Source organism: Variovorax nivicola, from assembly GCF_051216475.1.
GTDB lineage: Bacteria > Pseudomonadota > Gammaproteobacteria > Burkholderiales > Burkholderiaceae_C > Variovorax.
Genome location: NZ_JBPJZK010000009.1, coordinates 70,600 through 87,409 on the forward strand (window position 1 = coordinate 70,600; position 16,810 = coordinate 87,409).

Annotated in this window: 15 protein-coding genes; 5 read left to right on the top strand and 10 right to left on the bottom strand. The window is 63.3% G+C overall.

Annotation, left to right across the window (positions count from 1 at the left end):
* The first annotated feature begins 59 nt into the window (after nt 1-59).
* Nucleotides 60-851 (top strand): class I SAM-dependent methyltransferase, encoded by a 792-nt coding sequence (locus ACSFBF_RS28705; RefSeq protein ID WP_435472933.1) that lies wholly within the window; start codon nt 60-62, stop codon nt 849-851.
* An 18-nt stretch (nt 852-869) separates the two neighbouring features.
* Here the strand turns inward: ACSFBF_RS28705 and ACSFBF_RS28710 are convergent, their stop codons facing one another.
* Nucleotides 870-1,946 carry a nucleoside hydrolase gene (locus ACSFBF_RS28710; RefSeq protein ID WP_435472935.1) on the bottom strand — a complete coding sequence of 359 codons (1,077 nt, stop codon included), beginning with the start codon at nt 1,944-1,946 and terminating at the stop codon, nt 870-872.
* Nucleotides 1,947-2,169: 223 nt separating this feature from the next.
* Nucleotides 2,170-3,000 carry a dienelactone hydrolase family protein gene (locus ACSFBF_RS28715; protein WP_435472937.1) on the bottom strand — a complete coding sequence of 277 codons (831 nt, stop codon included), beginning with the start codon at nt 2,998-3,000 and terminating at the stop codon, nt 2,170-2,172.
* Between the two features lie 105 nt (nt 3,001-3,105).
* Here ACSFBF_RS28715 and ACSFBF_RS28720 point away from each other — a divergent pair, with 105 nt between their 5' ends.
* Nucleotides 3,106-4,071 carry a GlxA family transcriptional regulator gene (locus tag ACSFBF_RS28720; RefSeq protein ID WP_435472939.1) on the top strand — a complete coding sequence of 322 codons (966 nt, stop codon included), beginning with the start codon at nt 3,106-3,108 and terminating at the stop codon, nt 4,069-4,071.
* A gap of 24 nt (nt 4,072-4,095) precedes the next feature.
* On the opposite strand, the gene ACSFBF_RS28725 is transcribed toward ACSFBF_RS28720, so the two are convergent.
* The 3 genes from ACSFBF_RS28725 to ACSFBF_RS28735 are packed head-to-tail and all read right to left on the bottom strand — an operon-like array spanning nt 4,096 to nt 7,041.
* Entirely contained in the window at nt 4,096-5,133 is a 1,038-nt protein-coding gene (locus tag ACSFBF_RS28725; RefSeq protein ID WP_435472941.1) for a DctP family TRAP transporter solute-binding subunit, read from the bottom strand.
* A gap of 40 nt (nt 5,134-5,173) precedes the next feature.
* The gene (locus ACSFBF_RS28730; protein WP_093079115.1) at nt 5,174-6,472 is read right to left on the bottom strand and encodes a TRAP transporter large permease; all 1,299 of its coding nucleotides are present in this window, start codon (nt 6,470-6,472) and stop codon (nt 5,174-5,176) included.
* Nucleotides 6,469-7,041 (bottom strand): TRAP transporter small permease, encoded by a 573-nt coding sequence (locus ACSFBF_RS28735; protein ID WP_435472943.1) that lies wholly within the window; start codon nt 7,039-7,041, stop codon nt 6,469-6,471. The genes ACSFBF_RS28730 and ACSFBF_RS28735 overlap by 4 nt, the downstream gene beginning before the upstream one ends.
* A 729-nt stretch (nt 7,042-7,770) precedes the next feature.
* Between ACSFBF_RS28735 and ACSFBF_RS28740 the strand changes: the two genes are divergently transcribed.
* Nucleotides 7,771-8,232 (top strand): hypothetical protein, encoded by a 462-nt coding sequence (locus tag ACSFBF_RS28740; protein WP_435472945.1) that lies wholly within the window; start codon nt 7,771-7,773, stop codon nt 8,230-8,232.
* A gap of 219 nt (nt 8,233-8,451) precedes the next feature.
* On the top strand, nt 8,452-9,054 hold the full coding sequence (locus ACSFBF_RS28745) for a hypothetical protein (RefSeq protein WP_435472947.1): 603 nt from the start codon (nt 8,452-8,454) through the stop codon (nt 9,052-9,054).
* Nucleotides 9,055-9,185: 131 nt separating this feature from the next.
* On the opposite strand, the gene ACSFBF_RS28750 is transcribed toward ACSFBF_RS28745, so the two are convergent.
* On the bottom strand, nt 9,186-9,698 hold the full coding sequence (locus ACSFBF_RS28750; protein ID WP_435472949.1) for a hypothetical protein: 513 nt from the start codon (nt 9,696-9,698) through the stop codon (nt 9,186-9,188).
* Between the two features lie 1,429 nt (nt 9,699-11,127).
* Here ACSFBF_RS28750 and ACSFBF_RS28755 point away from each other — a divergent pair.
* Nucleotides 11,128-12,012 (top strand): hypothetical protein, encoded by an 885-nt coding sequence (locus ACSFBF_RS28755; protein ID WP_435472951.1) that lies wholly within the window; start codon nt 11,128-11,130, stop codon nt 12,010-12,012.
* 1,050 nt (nt 12,013-13,062) lie between these two features.
* On the opposite strand, the gene ACSFBF_RS28760 is transcribed toward ACSFBF_RS28755, so the two are convergent.
* Genes ACSFBF_RS28760 through ACSFBF_RS28775 form a run of 4 tightly spaced genes read right to left on the bottom strand, consistent with a single transcriptional unit; the run spans nt 13,063 to nt 16,783 of the window.
* Complete coding sequence (locus ACSFBF_RS28760) at nt 13,063-14,034, bottom strand: NAD(P)H-dependent flavin oxidoreductase (protein WP_435472952.1); 972 nt, start codon at nt 14,032-14,034, stop codon at nt 13,063-13,065.
* 16 nt (nt 14,035-14,050) lie between these two features.
* Nucleotides 14,051-14,983, bottom strand: a complete 933-nt coding sequence (locus ACSFBF_RS28765; protein WP_435472954.1) for an electron transfer flavoprotein subunit alpha/FixB family protein — start codon at nt 14,981-14,983, stop codon at nt 14,051-14,053.
* 2 nt (nt 14,984-14,985) lie between these two features.
* Nucleotides 14,986-15,735, bottom strand: a complete 750-nt coding sequence (locus ACSFBF_RS28770; protein WP_435472956.1) for an electron transfer flavoprotein subunit beta/FixA family protein — start codon at nt 15,733-15,735, stop codon at nt 14,986-14,988.
* Between the two features lie 46 nt (nt 15,736-15,781).
* The gene (locus tag ACSFBF_RS28775; protein WP_435472958.1) at nt 15,782-16,783 is read right to left on the bottom strand and encodes a Bug family tripartite tricarboxylate transporter substrate binding protein; all 1,002 of its coding nucleotides are present in this window, start codon (nt 16,781-16,783) and stop codon (nt 15,782-15,784) included.
* Nucleotides 16,784-16,810 lie beyond the last annotated feature (27 nt).

A 16,810-nucleotide genomic window follows, 5' to 3' on the forward strand; every position in this document is an offset into this window, starting at 1 on the left:
CCGGCGCAACCTCCATGCGAATGCGATGAAGTGCGTGAAAGGCGGTGCGAGATGACCGAATGAAGCGGCGCGTGCTGCGCGTGCCGGTCCAAGCTCCATGGGCGAAGCCTGAAGTCGCTCCCGTGGAAGCGGGTTTCGTGCGACCATTTCAAGTCACCGTCTTCGGTCACGACCGGACATCGACCGCCGATATTCGCGAGAAGCAATCCATCATGAGCACAGCGAGCGACGCCAGCTTCTGGGACCGGACTTCACGCAGCTATGCGAAGAGCGCAATAGCGGATCAGGCCGGCTACGAACGCACGCTGGACCGGACCCGCACCCTGTTGAAGCCGGACGCCAGGGTGCTGGAACTGGGCTGCGGAACAGGAACGACGGCGCTCCGGCTCGCCGGCCATGTCCGGGCATACCTGGCGACGGACATCTCCGCCGGAATGATCGCAATCGCCAATGAAAAACATGCCGCCGCTCCTGTCCCGGAGTTGGTGTTCAGCACTGCGACGGCAGAGGCGCTCGCGCCAGGGGCGGCAAAGTTCGACGTCGTGCTGGGATTCAACTATCTCCACCTGGTCCGCGATCTGTCCGCCACGCTGCGCCACATTCACGCCTTGCTCGCGACGGAGGGCTTGTTCATTTCCAAGACACCCTGCCTAGGGGACATGAACCCGCTCATCGGGTTGGCCTTGCTGCCCGCGATGCGCGCGATCGGCAAGGCGCCTCATGCGGGCGTCTTTCAGGCAGCGGACTTGAGCCGGCACATCGATGCAGCGGGTTTCGACGTTCTTGCCACCGAAGACCACTCAACGAAGGGCGGGGAAAAGAGGCCTTACATCGTGGCTCGCAAAAGATGATGAGAGGCGTCTGCCTCGTCAAGGCAGTCGAGAAATTCTCTGCGTCAGCAGATCAAAGAACCCCTGCGCATCCCCCTCCGCAATCCAGTTCACGTTGGCCGGCTTCTTCAAACCGCCGTACCAGTCGACCACCGTCTGGCCGAAGCCCAAGCCCTCGCGGCTGTCGACTTCCACGTTCACCTTCCGCCCCCTGAACAGCGAAGGCTGCAGCAGGTAGGCGACCACGGTGGCGTCGTGCACCGGGCCACCGGGCAGGCCGTAGTACTGCATGTCGTGCTGCACATAGGCATCGAGGATGTCGGCCACCGTCCTGCCGGACTGGTTGCCGATGCCGCGTAGCTTGGCAATGCGCTCGGGGCTGGTCAGCACCTTGTGCGTCAGGTCGAGCGGCAGCATGGTGATGGGCACGCCGCTCTTCAGCACGATCTCGGCCGCATGCGGATCGGCGAACACGTTGAACTCCGCGGTCGGCGTGATGTTGCCGCCGTTGAAATGCGCACCGCCCATGAGCACCAGCTCGCGCAGGCCACGCGTGATGTCGGGGGCCTGCGTCAGCGCCAGCGCGAGGTTGGTCTCGGGGCCGAGCATGGCGAGCGTCACGCTTTTCTCGGGCGCCGCGCGCAGCGTGCGGATGAGGTAGTCGACCGCGTTGCCATCAGCCAGCGGCTGGCTCGGCTCGTGCACCTTGACGCCGGTGATGCCCTCGCTGCCATGGATGTCGGCCGCATAGATGGGCGTGCGCAACAGAGGCCGCGGCGCGCCGGCATAGACCGGAATGTCGGGCCGCTTCGCCCACTCGCGCGCCAGGCGCGCATTGCGCGAGGTCTTGGCGAGCTGCACGTTGCCGGCCACAGTGGTCAGCGCCTGGATCTTCAGCTGCTCGGGCGAGGCCATGGCAAACAGCAGCGCGATCACGTCGTCGGCGCCGGGGTCGGTGTCGATGATCAGCGTGTGCACGGTGGCGTCGGCTGCATGGGCCTTCGGTGTGATGAAGCTGGTGGTCAAGAGAACGAGTGCTGCGAGAAGAACCGAAAAGATCGCGAAGCGCGATGGCCGTGTTGTTGCGACAGTCGATGCCGTGGACCTGAGATGCATGATGAAGGAGGCTCCTTGCTGCGCGAAGAAGTGCGCTGTGCAAGTCAGTCTGCCAGAGCATCTCGTGGCGCGGGCATCGGATCGCGGGTGCATTGTCGGCGCTGATGCACGGGCCCACAACGTCGCGCAAACCAAGGGGTTAGCGCGTGCATGTGGCCGAAGTGAAAAGTGCGCAAACACGCGCAGGAAGAGCTCGGTTGCCTGTTGTGAAAACGCCGCTTGCTCAGCGCTGGCCAGCCAGCAGCCGTTGCGCAAAGAACGCCAGGATCTCGTCCCTTGCAGCAAGCGTCGGTTGCCCCGCCTCATCGATCAGGTGCGCCGTCACCACGCTGTGCGGGCTGGCTACCACCTGCGCGAAGAAGGGCGGCGTGTTCGGGTTGGCCGCGCTGTCGGGCAGCACGCGCGCGACAAAGCGCTCGCCCAGCGCTTGAGAGAACGCAGCGAAGCGCTCGGCCTTGCAGAACCTGTCGCTGTCGAAGCGGTAGGCCAGCACGCTGAGGTCTTCGCGCTCCAGGCGCTGGCGCACCGCTGCCAGTTCGTCGGCTGCCACGTTCATGCCGGCGGGGTCATCCAGCGGCAGTGAAGGCTGGCACACCACCGGCGCGAGCATGGCCGGCTCCATCATCATCGAGAGCGCGAAGTTGCCGGTGAAGCACATGCCGATCGCGCCCACGCCTGGGCCTCCGCATTCCTCATGCGCCAGCCGCGCAAGCGCGCGCAGCCATTGCGTCACGGGGCTCGATGCGTTCGATGCGAACGCGCGAAACTCCGCGCTCACGCAGGCCCGCTTGAACACTGCGGCGCCTTCCTCGGCCTGCGGTACCGCGCCGTCGCGGCCGAACAGCGAAGGCATGTAGACGGTGAAGCCTGCGTCGCGCACCCAGCGCGCAAAGCGCGCCACGTGCGGGCTGATGCCGGGCATCTCGGTCATCACGATCACAGCGGGGCCTTGGCCCATCAGGTAGACCTTCTTCTCGATGTCATCTAGCGTGATCTGGCGCGGGGTGAAGTCGTCGAGCGGATCGTCTTCGTTCAGGGAGCGGGTCGATGTCATGTGCGTTGTTTCCTCGCTGATGAGGCTTGTATTGGGCCGTCCACATCGCAAGAATGGCAGTGTCCAATTTGACTTCTTTCGGGCTTTATCCGTCATCGATTCCTCATGCACGATTTCACTGTCCTGGTGCTGCCCGGCGCCTTCAACTCCAGCGTGGCGGTCACGCTCGACATCCTGGGCGCTGCCCAGGCCGTGGCCGCGCGTGCCGGCGTGGCGCCGCCGCGCTGGAGGCTGTGCTCGGTGCAGGGCGGCCCGGTGCGCTTGCAGGCTGGCATGAGCCTGGAGACCGCGCGCCTGCCCGTGCGGCCCCGTGACGATCGTTCGACATGGGTGGTGCCGGGGCTCGGGCTCAACACGCCGGGCGAGATCCGGCGGTGCCTCGACAGCGATGACGCGGCCAAGGCCATCACGGGCCTCGTGCGCCATGCGAAGGCCGGTGGGCAGGTCGCGGCCTCGTGCTCGGCGGTGTTTTTGCTGAATGCCGCGGGCCTGCTTCAGGGGCGGCGCGCGACGACCTCCTGGTGGTACGCGGCGCTGCTCAAGCAGATGGCGCCGGGCTGCACCGTCGATGTCGACCGCATGGTGTGTTCCGACGGACCCGTGGTCACCGCTGGCGCTGCGTTCGCACAGACCGACCTGATGCTGCACCTGCTGCGCGAGCGTTGCGGCAGCGTGCTCACCGACCTGGTCTCGCGCATGCTGCTGATCGACGGGCGCCAGGCGCAGGCGCCGTTCATCGTGCCGGAGGTGCTGGCCAACGGCAACGACCTCGTGGCGCGGCTCGCGGCGCGGGTCGAATCGGCGTTGCCTGATCCGCCAGCGGTCAGCGTGCTGGCGCGCGAGTTCTGCATGTCGGAGCGCACGCTGTCGCGCCACATCCAGAAGGCCACCGGCAAGAGCACGCAGGCGCTGGTGCAAGGCGTGCGTTTGCGGCGAGCTCGGGCGCTGCTCGAATCCAGCCGCATGACTGTCGAGCAGGTGGCAAGCGCCGTGGGCTACCAGGACGCCACGGCGCTGCGGCGTCTGATGAAGAAGATGGCGGGCGCGAACCCTAGCCGCTACCGCAGCTGACGCGCCCGCAAGACGCCGCGCTTGCTACTTCTTGCGCGCAGCAATCGCCTGCTCGGCCTTCGCCACCAGGTCTGCGCCCACGGTCGACTTCCACTTGTCGTACACCGGCCGTGTCGCCTTCACGAAGGCATCGCGTTCGGCCGGCGTGAGGCTGGTCACCGTCACGCCCATGCCTGCGATCTCCTTCAGCAGGGGCTTGTCGGCTTCGATCAGGCCCTTGCGTGCGATGACGATTTCTTCCTTGCCCGCGTCGATGGCGGCCTGGCGCACGATGGCCTGGTCAGCCGGCGTCCACGAGGCCCAGATTTCCTTGTTGACCACGAACACCAGCGGGTCGGCCACGTAGCCCCAGGCGGTCAAAAATTTCTGGCCCACGTTCTGCATCTTGAGCACCGTGAACAGGAACAGCGGGTTCTCCTGGCCGTCGACCGCGCCGCTTGCGAGTGCGGGCTGTGCGTCGGCCCAGCTCATCTGCGTGGGGTTGGCGCCGAGCGCGGTGAACATGTCAGAGTAAATGGGCGAGCCGACCACGCGGATCTTCATGCCCTTCACATCGGCCGGCGACTTGATCGCCCGCTTCGAGTTGGTGATTTCGCGGTAGCCGTTCTCGCCCCAAGCGAGTGGCACCACGCCGGCCTTGTCGAGCGTCTTGAAAATTTCCTTGCCGACTTCGCCTTGCGTGAGCGCATCGATGGCCGCGTAGTCGGGCATCAGAAAGGGCATGGAGAAGAGGTTGAGCTGCTTGACCTGCGGTGACCAGTTGATGGTCGAGCCCACGGCCATGTCGATCACGCCCTGGCGCAGCGCGCTGAACTCGCGCGTCTGGTCGCCCTGAATGAGCGACACGCCGGGGTACAGCTTGATGTTGATGCGGCCCTGGGTGCGCTCCTTCACCATGTCGGCCCAGATCTTCCCGGCCTGGCCCCAGGGCGTGGGTGGGCCCAGCACCAGCGACATCTTGTATTCGGGCTTGTAGGCGGCCTGCGCCATGGCGCCTGTGGAGAACATGCCTAGGGCGGTTGCTGCTGCGGCGAGGCCGAGAAGGGTGCGGCGGAATTTCATGATGAGGGCTCTCCTTATGGTTTTGCGACGGGACAAAAAATCAGTAGCCGAGCTTGCGCGGCAGCCAGAGTGCGAGTTCGGGAAAGATGATGACCAGCACCATCACCACGAACATCGAGAACAGCATCCAGCCCACCCAGCGCACAGTCTCTTCCATGCGTACCTTGGCGATGCGGCACGACACCATCAGGTTGACTGCGAGCGGCGGCGTGAACTGCCCCAGCGCCACCTTCAGCGTGAGGATCACGCCGAACCACACCGGATCCCACTTGTAGTACTGCACGATGGGCAGCAGCAGCGGCACGAAGATCAAAAAGATCGACACGCCGTCGAGGAACATGCCCACGGTGATGAGCAGCAGGATCAGCAGCGCCAGGATGCCGTACTCGCCCAGGCCCGAGTTCACGATGGCGCGCGTCACCGGATCGATCACGCCCAGCGTTGACAGCGAGTACGCGAAGATGCCTGCCAGCGACACCACCAGCAGGATCACCGCCGACAGCTCGCCCGACTCGCGCAAGATCACGAACAGGTCGCGCACCTTGATGGTCCGGTGAATGCACATGCCCACGAACAGGCCATAGAACACGGCCACCACCGCCGCCTCGGTCGGCGTGAACCAGCCCGCGCGCATGCCGCCCAAGATGAGCACCGGCGCGGCCAGCCCCCAGGTCGCTTCACGAAAGCTCTTCCAGAACGGCGGCCGCGGCAGCGTAGCCTCGAGCGCACCCATCTTGTGTTTGCGCGCCAGCATCACGGCCGGAATCATCAGCGCCAGGCCTGCCATCACGCCGGGGATCATGCCGGCCGCGAACAGCGCCGGCACCGAAGCACCGGGCACCAGCACCGAGTACACGATGAACGCGACGGAAGGCGGAATCAGGATGTCGGTGGCTGCTGCAGCGCCCACTACGCTGGCCGAGAAGGCGGCAGGGTAGCCGGCACGCGACATGGCCGCGATCATCACCGCGCCCACAGCCGCTGCATTGGCCGGGCCCGAGCCCGAGATGCCGCCGAGAAACATCGCCACCGCAATCGCCACCAGCGGCAGCATGCCGGGGCCGCGGCCCACGATGGCGACGGCAAAGTTGACGAGGCGCAATGCCACGCCCGAGCGGTCGAAGATGGAACCGACCAGCACGAACATCGGAATGGCCAGCAGCGGATATTTGCCGAGGCCGGCGTAGAAGTTCTGCGGCACGGCCAGCAGGCCGAACCATTGGGCGTCGCTGTTGGCCAGTGCGATGCACGCGGCACCTGCCAGGCCCAGCGCTGCGCCGATGGGTACGCCCACCAGCATCATCACGACGAAGGCGACGAAGAGCAGGGTGGCGATCACTTGGCGTCGTCCTTGCTGTCCGAGCCGTAGTTCGTCTTGCGTCCGCGGCGGATCATGAGGCCCACCGCGCGCAATGCGATGGCGAATGACACGATCGGCAGCCAGATCGAATACCACCACGCGGGCAGCCCGATGCCCGGCGTTGTCTCCTCGAAGCGATAGTCGTCCCACACCATGCGGATGCTGAGCGCGCCGATGAGCGTGAACAGGATGGCGATCGTCAGCGCGCCGAACTGCGCGAGCCGTTTGCGCCGCGCCATCGAGCCGCTTTCGGAAAAGTACTCGATGCGGATGTGCCGGTCGCGTGCCACCGCGGCCGAGCCGGCCACCAGCGCCAGCATGATCATCAGGAACACCGAGAACTCTTCGGTCCACGCGAAGGACGAGTCGGTGAAGTAGCGAACGATGACGTTGGCAAAGGTGATGAGCGCCAGCGCGCCCATGATGATGACCGTGAGCCAGTCTTCGATGGCAAGGGGAACCTTGGTCGGTTCGTCGGCGGCTTCGATGTCGGGGGGAAGGGGGCTGGCGGCGTCCAGCGTGGGGCCGGACTCGGGTGGAGTTGTCATCGCGGGATGGTCAGTGAGGCACGAACGCCGGGACGCGTTCGGTACACCTCGACAGGGAACAGCCTTCGATGCTAGGTGGTCGATGACCACTCATGTATCGGGGGTTTCCTTAGCTGCGGGGCTTGGGAGAGGCACTTTCGGGGTGTGTGCACAGGCCGCCGGGTACTCCCCTCCGCGAATGTCCCCCGCCCTTCGGGCTCCTCCTTTATTTCGCTGCGGGGAGCACCCGACGCCCTGTGCACGATGAGTGCGGCTGTGGGGTTGGCGGGTCGAGCGCTGTGGCGGATTTGCAGATGGACGTGCGGGGCGTGCCACTGAGCTTTTGTGAGAGACGGGCGCTGGAGAAGCAGAAGTCCGAGGGCTGGTATCGGCTACGGTTGACATTGGTATGACTGCGCTCGGTGTTCGCTTCAGACTGGTTGCGGGCAGTCGATGCAGGCGATCTGCACGACTGCTTCAGACCCGGTAGTGGAAATCCATCGCGGTGGCTCAATGGCTTCAGCCCGCGCTGTTGGATGCGTGCGTACTGGTCAAGCATCGAACCGTCACACTGTCGGTGAAGGGAGTCGAAGCCTCCCCTTTTGACCCGTTTCCCTAGGGAAAACGCGCTGTGTCAGAGGCTGCGAGCGCTTCCAGTTGACACAGTTTGTCTGTGTACTGCGCTAGCCGATACTTGGAGCGGCCAACCTTCTGCGATTGGAACGAGCACTTGACGAGGAGCGCCCTGCGATGGACACACAGCACTTGCATGCCGGAAGACTACTAAAGCTGATCCGCGACCGTGTCGAAGCGAAAGAGCCGCCCATCCTTGGCTACGCCGTAGCAGCTAACCTGTTGGGCCTCAAGGGCGACTCATACGCTCGTGCGATGGGTCAAGTTTGCTCTCGCATCGATGCCGCCTCCTTTGTTGCTGGCTGGCCAATGCTCGCGCTTCGCATGGTACGCAAGCCGGACGGTAGCTTGAACGCTGCGTCATTTGAAGATGCCGCTTGGGCGCCGTGGGAACAAGAATTCAGGAAGCTAGCCCAGAGCCACGAGTGGGCACCTGCGCAAGTCGATGACGTTATCCGAGCTTTGGATGGCTTGCCGGAGGTCGGGGCCTTGGGAATTTGGAACGGATACCTCAAGCGGGAAACTCAGACGCCAGGCTTTATCCGATACAACCTTCACCGAAAGCTCGGCTTGGCTTAGACGGGCGGCGCACAGGCGTCCTAGAGAACGATTGCTCGCGAGGCGACTGGGTGGGCGACGAGATCAACGCTTTCGCGCTGTACCCCAGAAGAGAAATGCAGTTATGCGCCCGTCAACAGAGAGAGCACACGAAGTAACACACGTGCGACAGGTGGGGCAGCAGGGACCGGTGGACTGTAGCTTGGCTCAAGCCGCAGGGGTATCCACTATGCTGCAAGGATGGCCCCTTCCGACCTAATCAACCTATCAATCGCCATCGTCTCGGGTTTGAGCACGCTCGTTTCCTTGGCCGTCTGCATCGCGACGTTTCTTATCCTGAGGGCGACCCGCGAGACGCTGGCGGCCACCAAGGAACAGATATTCGCTGCTCGCCGGCCCTATCTCGATATAGCGGCTACCCCCGGTGAAGATCAACCGACCATTACCCTCTTCATTCGCAATACAGGGTCAAGTGCCGCGCAGCGTGTGCGGCTATCGATGGACCGAGACTTCTTCTTCAACGGCAAAGCAGATGAGCGGAACATTCGAGAACTGCCTGTCTTTACCCAGCAGACCGACTCGATAGCGCCTCATGCGGAGATCAAGCTTTTGCTTGGGGTCGGTTGGAGCGTCTTTGCGAATCCAGAGCACAGTCCACCCCGATTCAGCGTGACGGCGCGGTATACCTTCGAAGGCCACGAGTTCACCGAAACGTCATTGATTGACTTGGAGTCGTTCAAGGGCCATGCAGTCGGTGAGAGCCCCCAGCTTGCGGCGTTGAAAAAGCTGGCTGCGGCGACCGAAACCATTGCGAAGCAAATAGGGCAGGGCAACCGTTCCTAAGGTGTGAGCGCCGGAACGGCAGGGGTGCTCTGGGAGTGCAGGATGGTCGGGCGTGGGGCAAGCTGCACGGCCTACCCAAATCCTGAAGGGCTGGCGGAGCGGTCCAAGGCCCAGGTCGGCTTCGCAAGGAGTTAGGCGTAAGCGGGATAAGAGTGGGTAAACGAATGGAATCCAGTCAGAGGGGCCACTGCCTGATGTAGTCGAACCGCTAGCGGATCAACGATTGACCACAGGGGAAATTCCTTGGCACCCGTCTTGATGTAGCGCAGTCCGTGGCCGACGTTTAGCTGCGTAAGGAGATGCAGAGCTTGGACGTCGTTTGGATGTTCCTTGAAGAAGTCGAACAAGAAAAGCTCCTTCGCCTTTCGGTAGCACGCGTGGAGGTCGTGTCCATAGGTCTTGGTGGCGAGATCCCGTGGAGTAAGTCCCTGGTGTCGAAGGTACGCCTTAAGGGACAGTTCGATGCCGTGATGTGCGAGGAAGTAGGCCGGGATTGGTGAGGTGGCCCGATTGGGCTCTCGGTCCGCCGCGTCTTTGTCAACCAGTCGTGCCGCCTGGATGTATTCGAACGCGTACCGGGCAAGGCCCGTCGAGGTAGTCCGGTCGTTTTCAGCGATTGCTGGGCGTGTCATAGGCATGGTCATGGTGCGGCATTGTGTGCGGAGTGCCATCACCAAGAAAACAGCGGATCGGGAGTGCCCGCGTCCGGACAAGGCGGAGGCGCGAACCCTGGGGCACTCATCAGCCTCATTGGAGAATTCGAGTTGTCACAGTGACTAGCACACAGCCGCAGTGCACGCGGCGAAATCGAACTAGTCACGCTCTCCGAGCGTTTGGTCAGCTTCCGCGCGTTTAATCGCCTGTTGCTCACGAGTCTTTTGGTCGGCCTCGGCAGCGTCTAGTACCTCTGCGACGGTTGACGCCGCCCAGACGATCCCCAGATCAGAGTCCTGGTGCTTTCGTCCCGAATAGATACCGAGGAATTCCCAAGCTGTCTCAGGACCCATAGCGGTCGTTATGCGGTCGCCATTGCGTCTACGTATGTTCCCCGTCCTGTAAGCGATGACGGGCGACCCGGACTGGCCTTGCCTCGACCGGCAGTCGATGAGAAACGTCGGATGCAAGGGGTCGATAAGAGACAGCTCCTGCGCAAGGAAGCCCGTTGCCCAAATCGGAAACCGCCCGGCTGATGCAAATCCGAATGGAAATCCGATAACGGACACCGGTTCTGCCGGGTCAATCACCATGTTCATTTGATCGAGTGCTATGTCCCCGCCGACGTAGTACGGGAGCTTGTGGACATCGCGTCCCCAAGTCAAATTTAACGCAACTACGTCCGCTTGTGCTCCAAGAGTTGGATGCTCTATCCAGTAGGGTGAGTGGTCAGCACGGTACAGAGGCAATCGAATGGGTTTCCATTCGCCCAGTGGACCGCTCCCTTTGTGGAAGTAGATGACTATTGCGTCAGGGACTCCAGCAGTTTTGCTGAGAGGAGAGCCGGTCTCTTGGTGGCGACCTGTGACATTGTGGCGATTCGTGATCAACGCGCAGTGAGAGCTTTGTGTCCGTGCAGCGAGGAATGCAGTTCCCGAAGACAACAGCTGGTCTCCGAAAAACATTTCGATGAACAGCGACTTCAGCGTTGGCAAAGTAACGCCGTATGGATTGTCATGTTCTGCCGTTGTTGGCTCTGGAGGCTCTGGAGGCTCTGGTGTACTCATAACCACATTCTGCCGCCCCGAAGCCAAGGCGCTTTTCTTAGAACAGAACAGTGGCCGGCATACACGCACATGCATGAGCCGAGCAGTTTTCCCAGTCCCTCCGGACTTTCCGAAGACACCTCAAGCTGTCCCAAGCCATCATGATGGTTTGCGGGCTGGTTTGTCATCGCACGAGCCACAGCAGCCACGTATTCGCCCGCAGCGAGGCGCTTGACCGGCCTTTGCGACCCTCAGGCTTACCGAAGGCCGACGGGTGCCCTAGGGGCTTCCTTCCGGCGTCGGCGCGGGCGAGGCCGACCCTAGGGAATCTCGTTCGCAGAGCTTGTCAGGTTGAAGTATTCTGGCGACCTCTGTGAACTCGCCTGACCGCATCCTTCGAATCACGAAACTCGTCGTCGTGGAATCGTTACGCCAGTCGGACATTGAGGCTGGCGGCCACACCGGAGAGGCGCTCGCGCGGGACGTCGCTTCCGCGCTTGACCGTGCTGGGGTGCTCATTGCTGTCCAGGTGCTACGGTGCGCAGGTGCCGAAGGCTTTCGCGAAGCCATCGCCTTTTTGACCGCAGAAGCCGAGCGCGGGGAACATCTACCTGTGCTGCACGTGGAGTGCCACGGCGACGAAGACGGGGGCCTTGAGTTCGGCGACGGTTCGACCTTGTCATGGAACGAGCTTGCCGAGGTTATTCGCCCTCTGAACGTGGCAACGGAGCTAGGCTTGATCGTGGCCGTCGCAGCATGCTTTGGTGGTCATGCCATCGCTGGCATTGATCCCTTGAAGCCCGCGCCTTGCTTCGCCATCATCGGGGCGACTGAAGGGTTGTGGTCGAACGAGTTGTACGACGGTCTACGGGATTTTTATGTCAATGTCCTGGCCCGCACGACCACGGACGAGGCAACGCGAACTCTGCTGGATAAGCCGCTGGAGTCGGGGCAATTCGTCGTGTTGACCGTGCGGCAATGGTTCAAGGAGGTCATTCTCGGAGTCCTTGACCGTATGGCCTCTCCGAAAGCGCGTGAAGCACAGGCATTGCGTCAGTATGAGCAGGCACTAGCGGAAGGTTTCGACCGCGACCTAGATTTCTGGCGCAGGCACTACCTAGAGACCTTGCCGGTCCTCCTGGCGAACTACCATCGTGAGTTTTTCATGACCGACCGGTTTCCGACACACGCTCAGCACTTTCAGCAGTCACTGACGGATATCCTGCAGGGTCTTCAGAACAGGGGGATGGCGGCGTAGCCAAAAAACGGTGGTTCGGAAGCGCATGCGCTGGCTGCAACTGGCGGCAAGACGAGCGCCGCAGCTTTGGGGGCGTGTGTCACGTTTCTGCGGAGGCATCGCGAAAGCGTATGGGCGCTTGGGCCGCGCTGTGGCTCTCATGGCAGGGCTTGGAGGCACAGAAATCGCGGGTGGTTTTATGGCAGCCAGGGACCCGCCGGGCCGCGCAAAGCGCTCGCAAGGAGCCGGGGATATGCCGGCAAGGTGTTCTTCAGCGCAGATGTCCGATAACTAGTGCTTTCGGACATGTCATCGCACCCCAAAGGACCTGTTCCCCAGGCGGGCTGCGAAACCCGCAGCCCGCAGACCAGCCGCTAACCGCCAGTCTCAGGCGCTCCGTGTCGCGCCTTCTCGCTCATCTGAAACAGTTCTCCAGCCTTGCGAGCAAGTTCAGTCGCAAGCCAAAGCAAGTTGTCCAGTCGTCGAGGCCCGTCACCGCTGCACCAGTCGATGTCTTCCCCGTGGCAGACCCACAGGAGAGCTTCAAGCTGAGAAAGGGTGTTTTCAAGAAGATCCGCCGGGTCTTGGGCGTTGTCTTCGGAAGCTACCGGCGTGCGAGGCCGGGCTATAGTCTTGGTAGCCATTTTTGTGCGTTCCTTCCAAGGTAGTGCACGAACTTGGTTAGACGGTCGGGGTGCTAGTAACACCTCGGCCGTCGCCTTTTGATACCTCGCATTTGCATCGCTGCTTTCGCACCGACAACCTGCCGCGAGGCAAGCAGCCTTAAAACATCTGAGTGACTTGGGTGTGTTGCGCCTTTCTTCTCCCCTTGGTGGGGTGTTGAGTGACAGGGGCATCCACTCTAGAGAAGAACCCGGCGAAATAGCCGCTCCATGCGGCATGAAGTCCCGGCAACCGCCAACAAATGCAGCTTCCGCAGCGGCTCTGAACGCTCACGCCGATGGGGTGCCTTGCGCAGCGAAATAAAGGAGGAGGCCGCAGGCCGGGGGACATTCGCGGAGCAAGGTACCCCGTCGGCGTGAGCGCTCCCCCGGATGCGGGCAGCAGGCCTTAGTCCATCCAGGACCGCGCCCGGTCCAGATGCTCCCGGCACTCGCGCACCATGCGCTCGAGCAGTTCGGCACAAGTCGGAATGTCGTCGATCAGTCCGATGCACTGCCCGGCCGAGACCACGCCGTTGTGCACCTCGCCAGACTCCAACGCCGCACGGCCGCGCGCGCCGGCCACCAGCGGTCGCACGTCCTCGAACTCGCAGCCACCCGGGCGGTTCTCCGTAGCCACCACCTCTTCGGAGATGGCGTTGCGGAACACACGCGCCGTGTTGTGCAGGGTGCGAAACATCAGCTTCGTGTCGCGCTCGGTTGCGTCGACCAGCGCCTGCTTGATGTTGTCGTGGATCGGCGCTTCCTTCGTCACGCAGAAGCGCGTGCCCATGTTGATGCCCTCGGCGCCCAGCGCCAGCGCGGCGGCCATGCCGCGCCCGTCGGCGATGCCGCCCGACGCGATGATCGGAATGCGCAGCTTGCGCGCCGCCACGGGCAGCAGCACCAGGCCGGGCACGTCGTCCTCGCCCGGATGGCCCGCGCACTCGAAGCCGTCCACCGACACGGCATCGACGCCATTGCGTTCCGCCGACAGCGCATGACGCACCGAGGTGCACTTGTGCACGATCTTCACGTCATGGCGCTTCAGCGCTTCGATGAAGTCCTTCGGGCTGTTGCCCGCGGTTTCCACGATTTTGATGCCGCTGTCGATGATGGCCTGCACGTACTCCGCATACGGCGGCGGCTTCACCGCCGGCAGGATCGTGAGGTTCACGCCGAAGGGCTTGTCGGTCAGCGTGCGGGTGCGTGCGATTTCATTGCGCAGGTCGTCGGGCGTGGGCTGCGTCAGCGCGGTAACGATGCCGAGGCCTCCGGCGTTCGACACGGCCGCGGCCAGCTCGGCGCGGCCCACCCATTGCATGCCGCCCTGGATGATCGGGTAGCGGATGCCTAGCAGTTCGGTGATGCGGGTCTTCATCGTCGCGGCCTCTTGCTCAAAGCGCCTTCACGAGTTCCGGCACGGCCGTGAACAGGTCGGCCACGAGGCCGTAGTCGGCCACCGAGAAGATCGGAGCCTCTTCATCCTTGTTGATGGCCACGATCACCTTGGAGTCCTTCATGCCGGCCAGATGCTGGATGGCGCCCGAGATGCCCGCTGCGATGTACAGCTGCGGGGCCACGATCTTGCCGGTCTGGCCGACTTGCCAGTCGTTCGGGGCGTAGCCTGCATCGACGGCTGCGCGGCTGGCGCCCAGGCCCGCGTTGAGCTTGTCGGCCAGCGGGGCCATCACTTCGGTGAATTTCTCTGCGCTGCCCAGAGCGCGACCACCCGAGACGATGATCTTGGCCGCCGTCAGCTCGGGGCGTTCGCTCTTCGTGACTTCACGGCCCACGAAGCTGCTCTTGCCGCTGTCGGCAACGCCTTCAGCGGTTTTAACCGCTGCGCTGCCACCGGTGGCGGCCGCAGCATCGAAGCCGGTCGTGCGAACCGTGATCACCTTGGTAGCGTCACTGCTTTGCACGGTGGCAATGGCGTTGCCGGCGTAGATCGGGCGCTCGAAGGTGTCCGGGCTGTCGACCTTGGTGATATCGGAGATCTGGGCCACATCGAGCTTGGCGGCCACGCGCGGAGCCACATTCTTGCCGTTGGCGGTCGAGGGGAACAGGATGTGGCTGTAGTTGGATGCAATCGCCAGCACCTGGGCGGCGACGTTCTCCGCGAGGTTCTCAGCCAGGCTGGGGCTATCGGCCACGATGACCTTGGCAACGCCCACGATCTGGGCGGCGGCCTTGCCGGCTTCGGCGGCATTGGCACCGGCCACGAGGATGTGGACATCACCACCGCAGGCGATGGCTGCGGTCACGGTGTTCAGGGTCGCGGGCTTGACGGTCGCGTGGTCGTGTTCGGCAATAACAAGTGCGGTCATGTTCAGATCACCTTCGCTTCGTTCTTCAGTTTGTCCACCAGCGTTGCAACGTCGGGCACCTTGATGCCGGCACCGCGCTTCGGGGGCTCAGCTACCTTCAGGGTCTTCAGGCGGGGCTTGACGTCCACGCCCAGGTCTTCGGGCTTGAAGATGTCGAGCGTCTTCTTCTTGGCCTTCATGATGTTGGGCAGCGTGACGTAGCGCGGCTCGTTCAGGCGCAGGTCGGTCGTGATGACAGCGGGCAGGCTCAGGGAGATGGTTTCCAGGCCGCCATCGACTTCGCGGGTGACGGTGGCTTTGTCGCCTGCGACTTCGACCTTGGAGGCGAAGGTGGCTTGCGGCAGGTCGGCCAGGGCAGCCAGCATCTGGCCGGTCTGGTTGGCGTCGTCATCGATGGCCTGCTTGCCCAGGATGATCAGCTGGGGTTGTTCCTTGTCGACCAGCGCCTTGAGCAGCTTGGCGACGGCGAGAGGCTGCAGTTCTTCGGTGGTTTCCACGAGGATGCCGCGATCGGCGCCGATGGCCATGGCGGTGCGCAAGGTTTCCTGGCACTTGGCATCGCCGCAGGAAACAGCGATGACTTCGGTCACCACGCCCTTTTCCTTCAGGCACACGGCTTCTTCAACGGCGATCTCGTCGAAGGGGTTCATGCTCATCTTGACGTTGGCAATGTCCACTCCGGTGCCGTCGCTCTTCACGCGCACCTTCACGTTGTAGTCGACGACCCGTTTGACAGGTACGAGAACCTTCATGGCTGTTCCTTTGAATGACGAAGAAATGAATGAGTGAGTGAATGGCTTACTCGAGCTTGGCGCCCGACTGCTTGATGAGGCGCTCCCACACCGGGCGCTCGGCCTTCCAGGCGGTGGCGAAGAGTTCAGGCGAGCTGTCCTTGATCTCGAAGCCCATGGCCGCCACGCGCTCGCGCACGTCGGGCTGCTGTGTGGCCTTGCGCACTTCTTCGGCGATGCGGTCCACGATGGGCTTCGGTGTCTTTGCAGGGGCTGCGATGGCGAGCCAGCCGGTCACGCGATAGGCCTCGTCCTTCAGGCCTTGCTCGGCCAGCGTGGGTACGTTGGGCAGCGTGCTCATGCGGCGTTCGCCGCTCACGCCGATGGCGCGGATCTTCCCGGAGTCGATGTGCGGCTTGGCCACCAGCGCGCTCGCATACGCCATCTGGATCTGGCCGCCGATCAGGTCCTGCATCATCGGCGCCTCGCCCTTGTAAGCGACGTGGTTCATGTCGGACTGCGTCGCAAGGCTCATGTGCGCGCCGGCCAGGTGCGGATACGCGCCCACGCCGTACGAGCCGTAAGCCACCTTGCCCTTGTTGGCCACGACGTACTTCAGCAGCTCGGGGCCGGTCTTGGCGGGCACGCTGGGGTGCACCACCAGCACCAGCGGTGCCATCGCGATCTGGTAGACCAGCGTGAGGTCGCGCTGCGTGTCGTAGGGCAGCTTCTCGTAGAGGAACTCGTTGGTCATCAGCGAATTGCTCAGCCCCAGCACGATGGTGTAGCCGTCGGGCGCCGACTTGGCGACCGCGTCGGTGCCGATGATGCCGGCTGCGCCGGGCTTGTTGTCGATGATGACGGGCTGGCCCATGCCAGCCGACATCTTCTGGCCGATCACGCGCGCGAGCACGTCGGTGGCGCCGCCAGCGGCGAAGGGCACGACCATGCGGATCGGCTTGTTCGGGTAAGCGGTCTGGGCATTGGCTGCGGGCAGCGCGCACAGCGTGGCGACGGAAGCGGCGGTGCACAGCACGGCGCGGCGGGTCTGGATGCGGAAGAAGGTCATGGCTTGTCTCTGTCTCTCGGTCTAGGT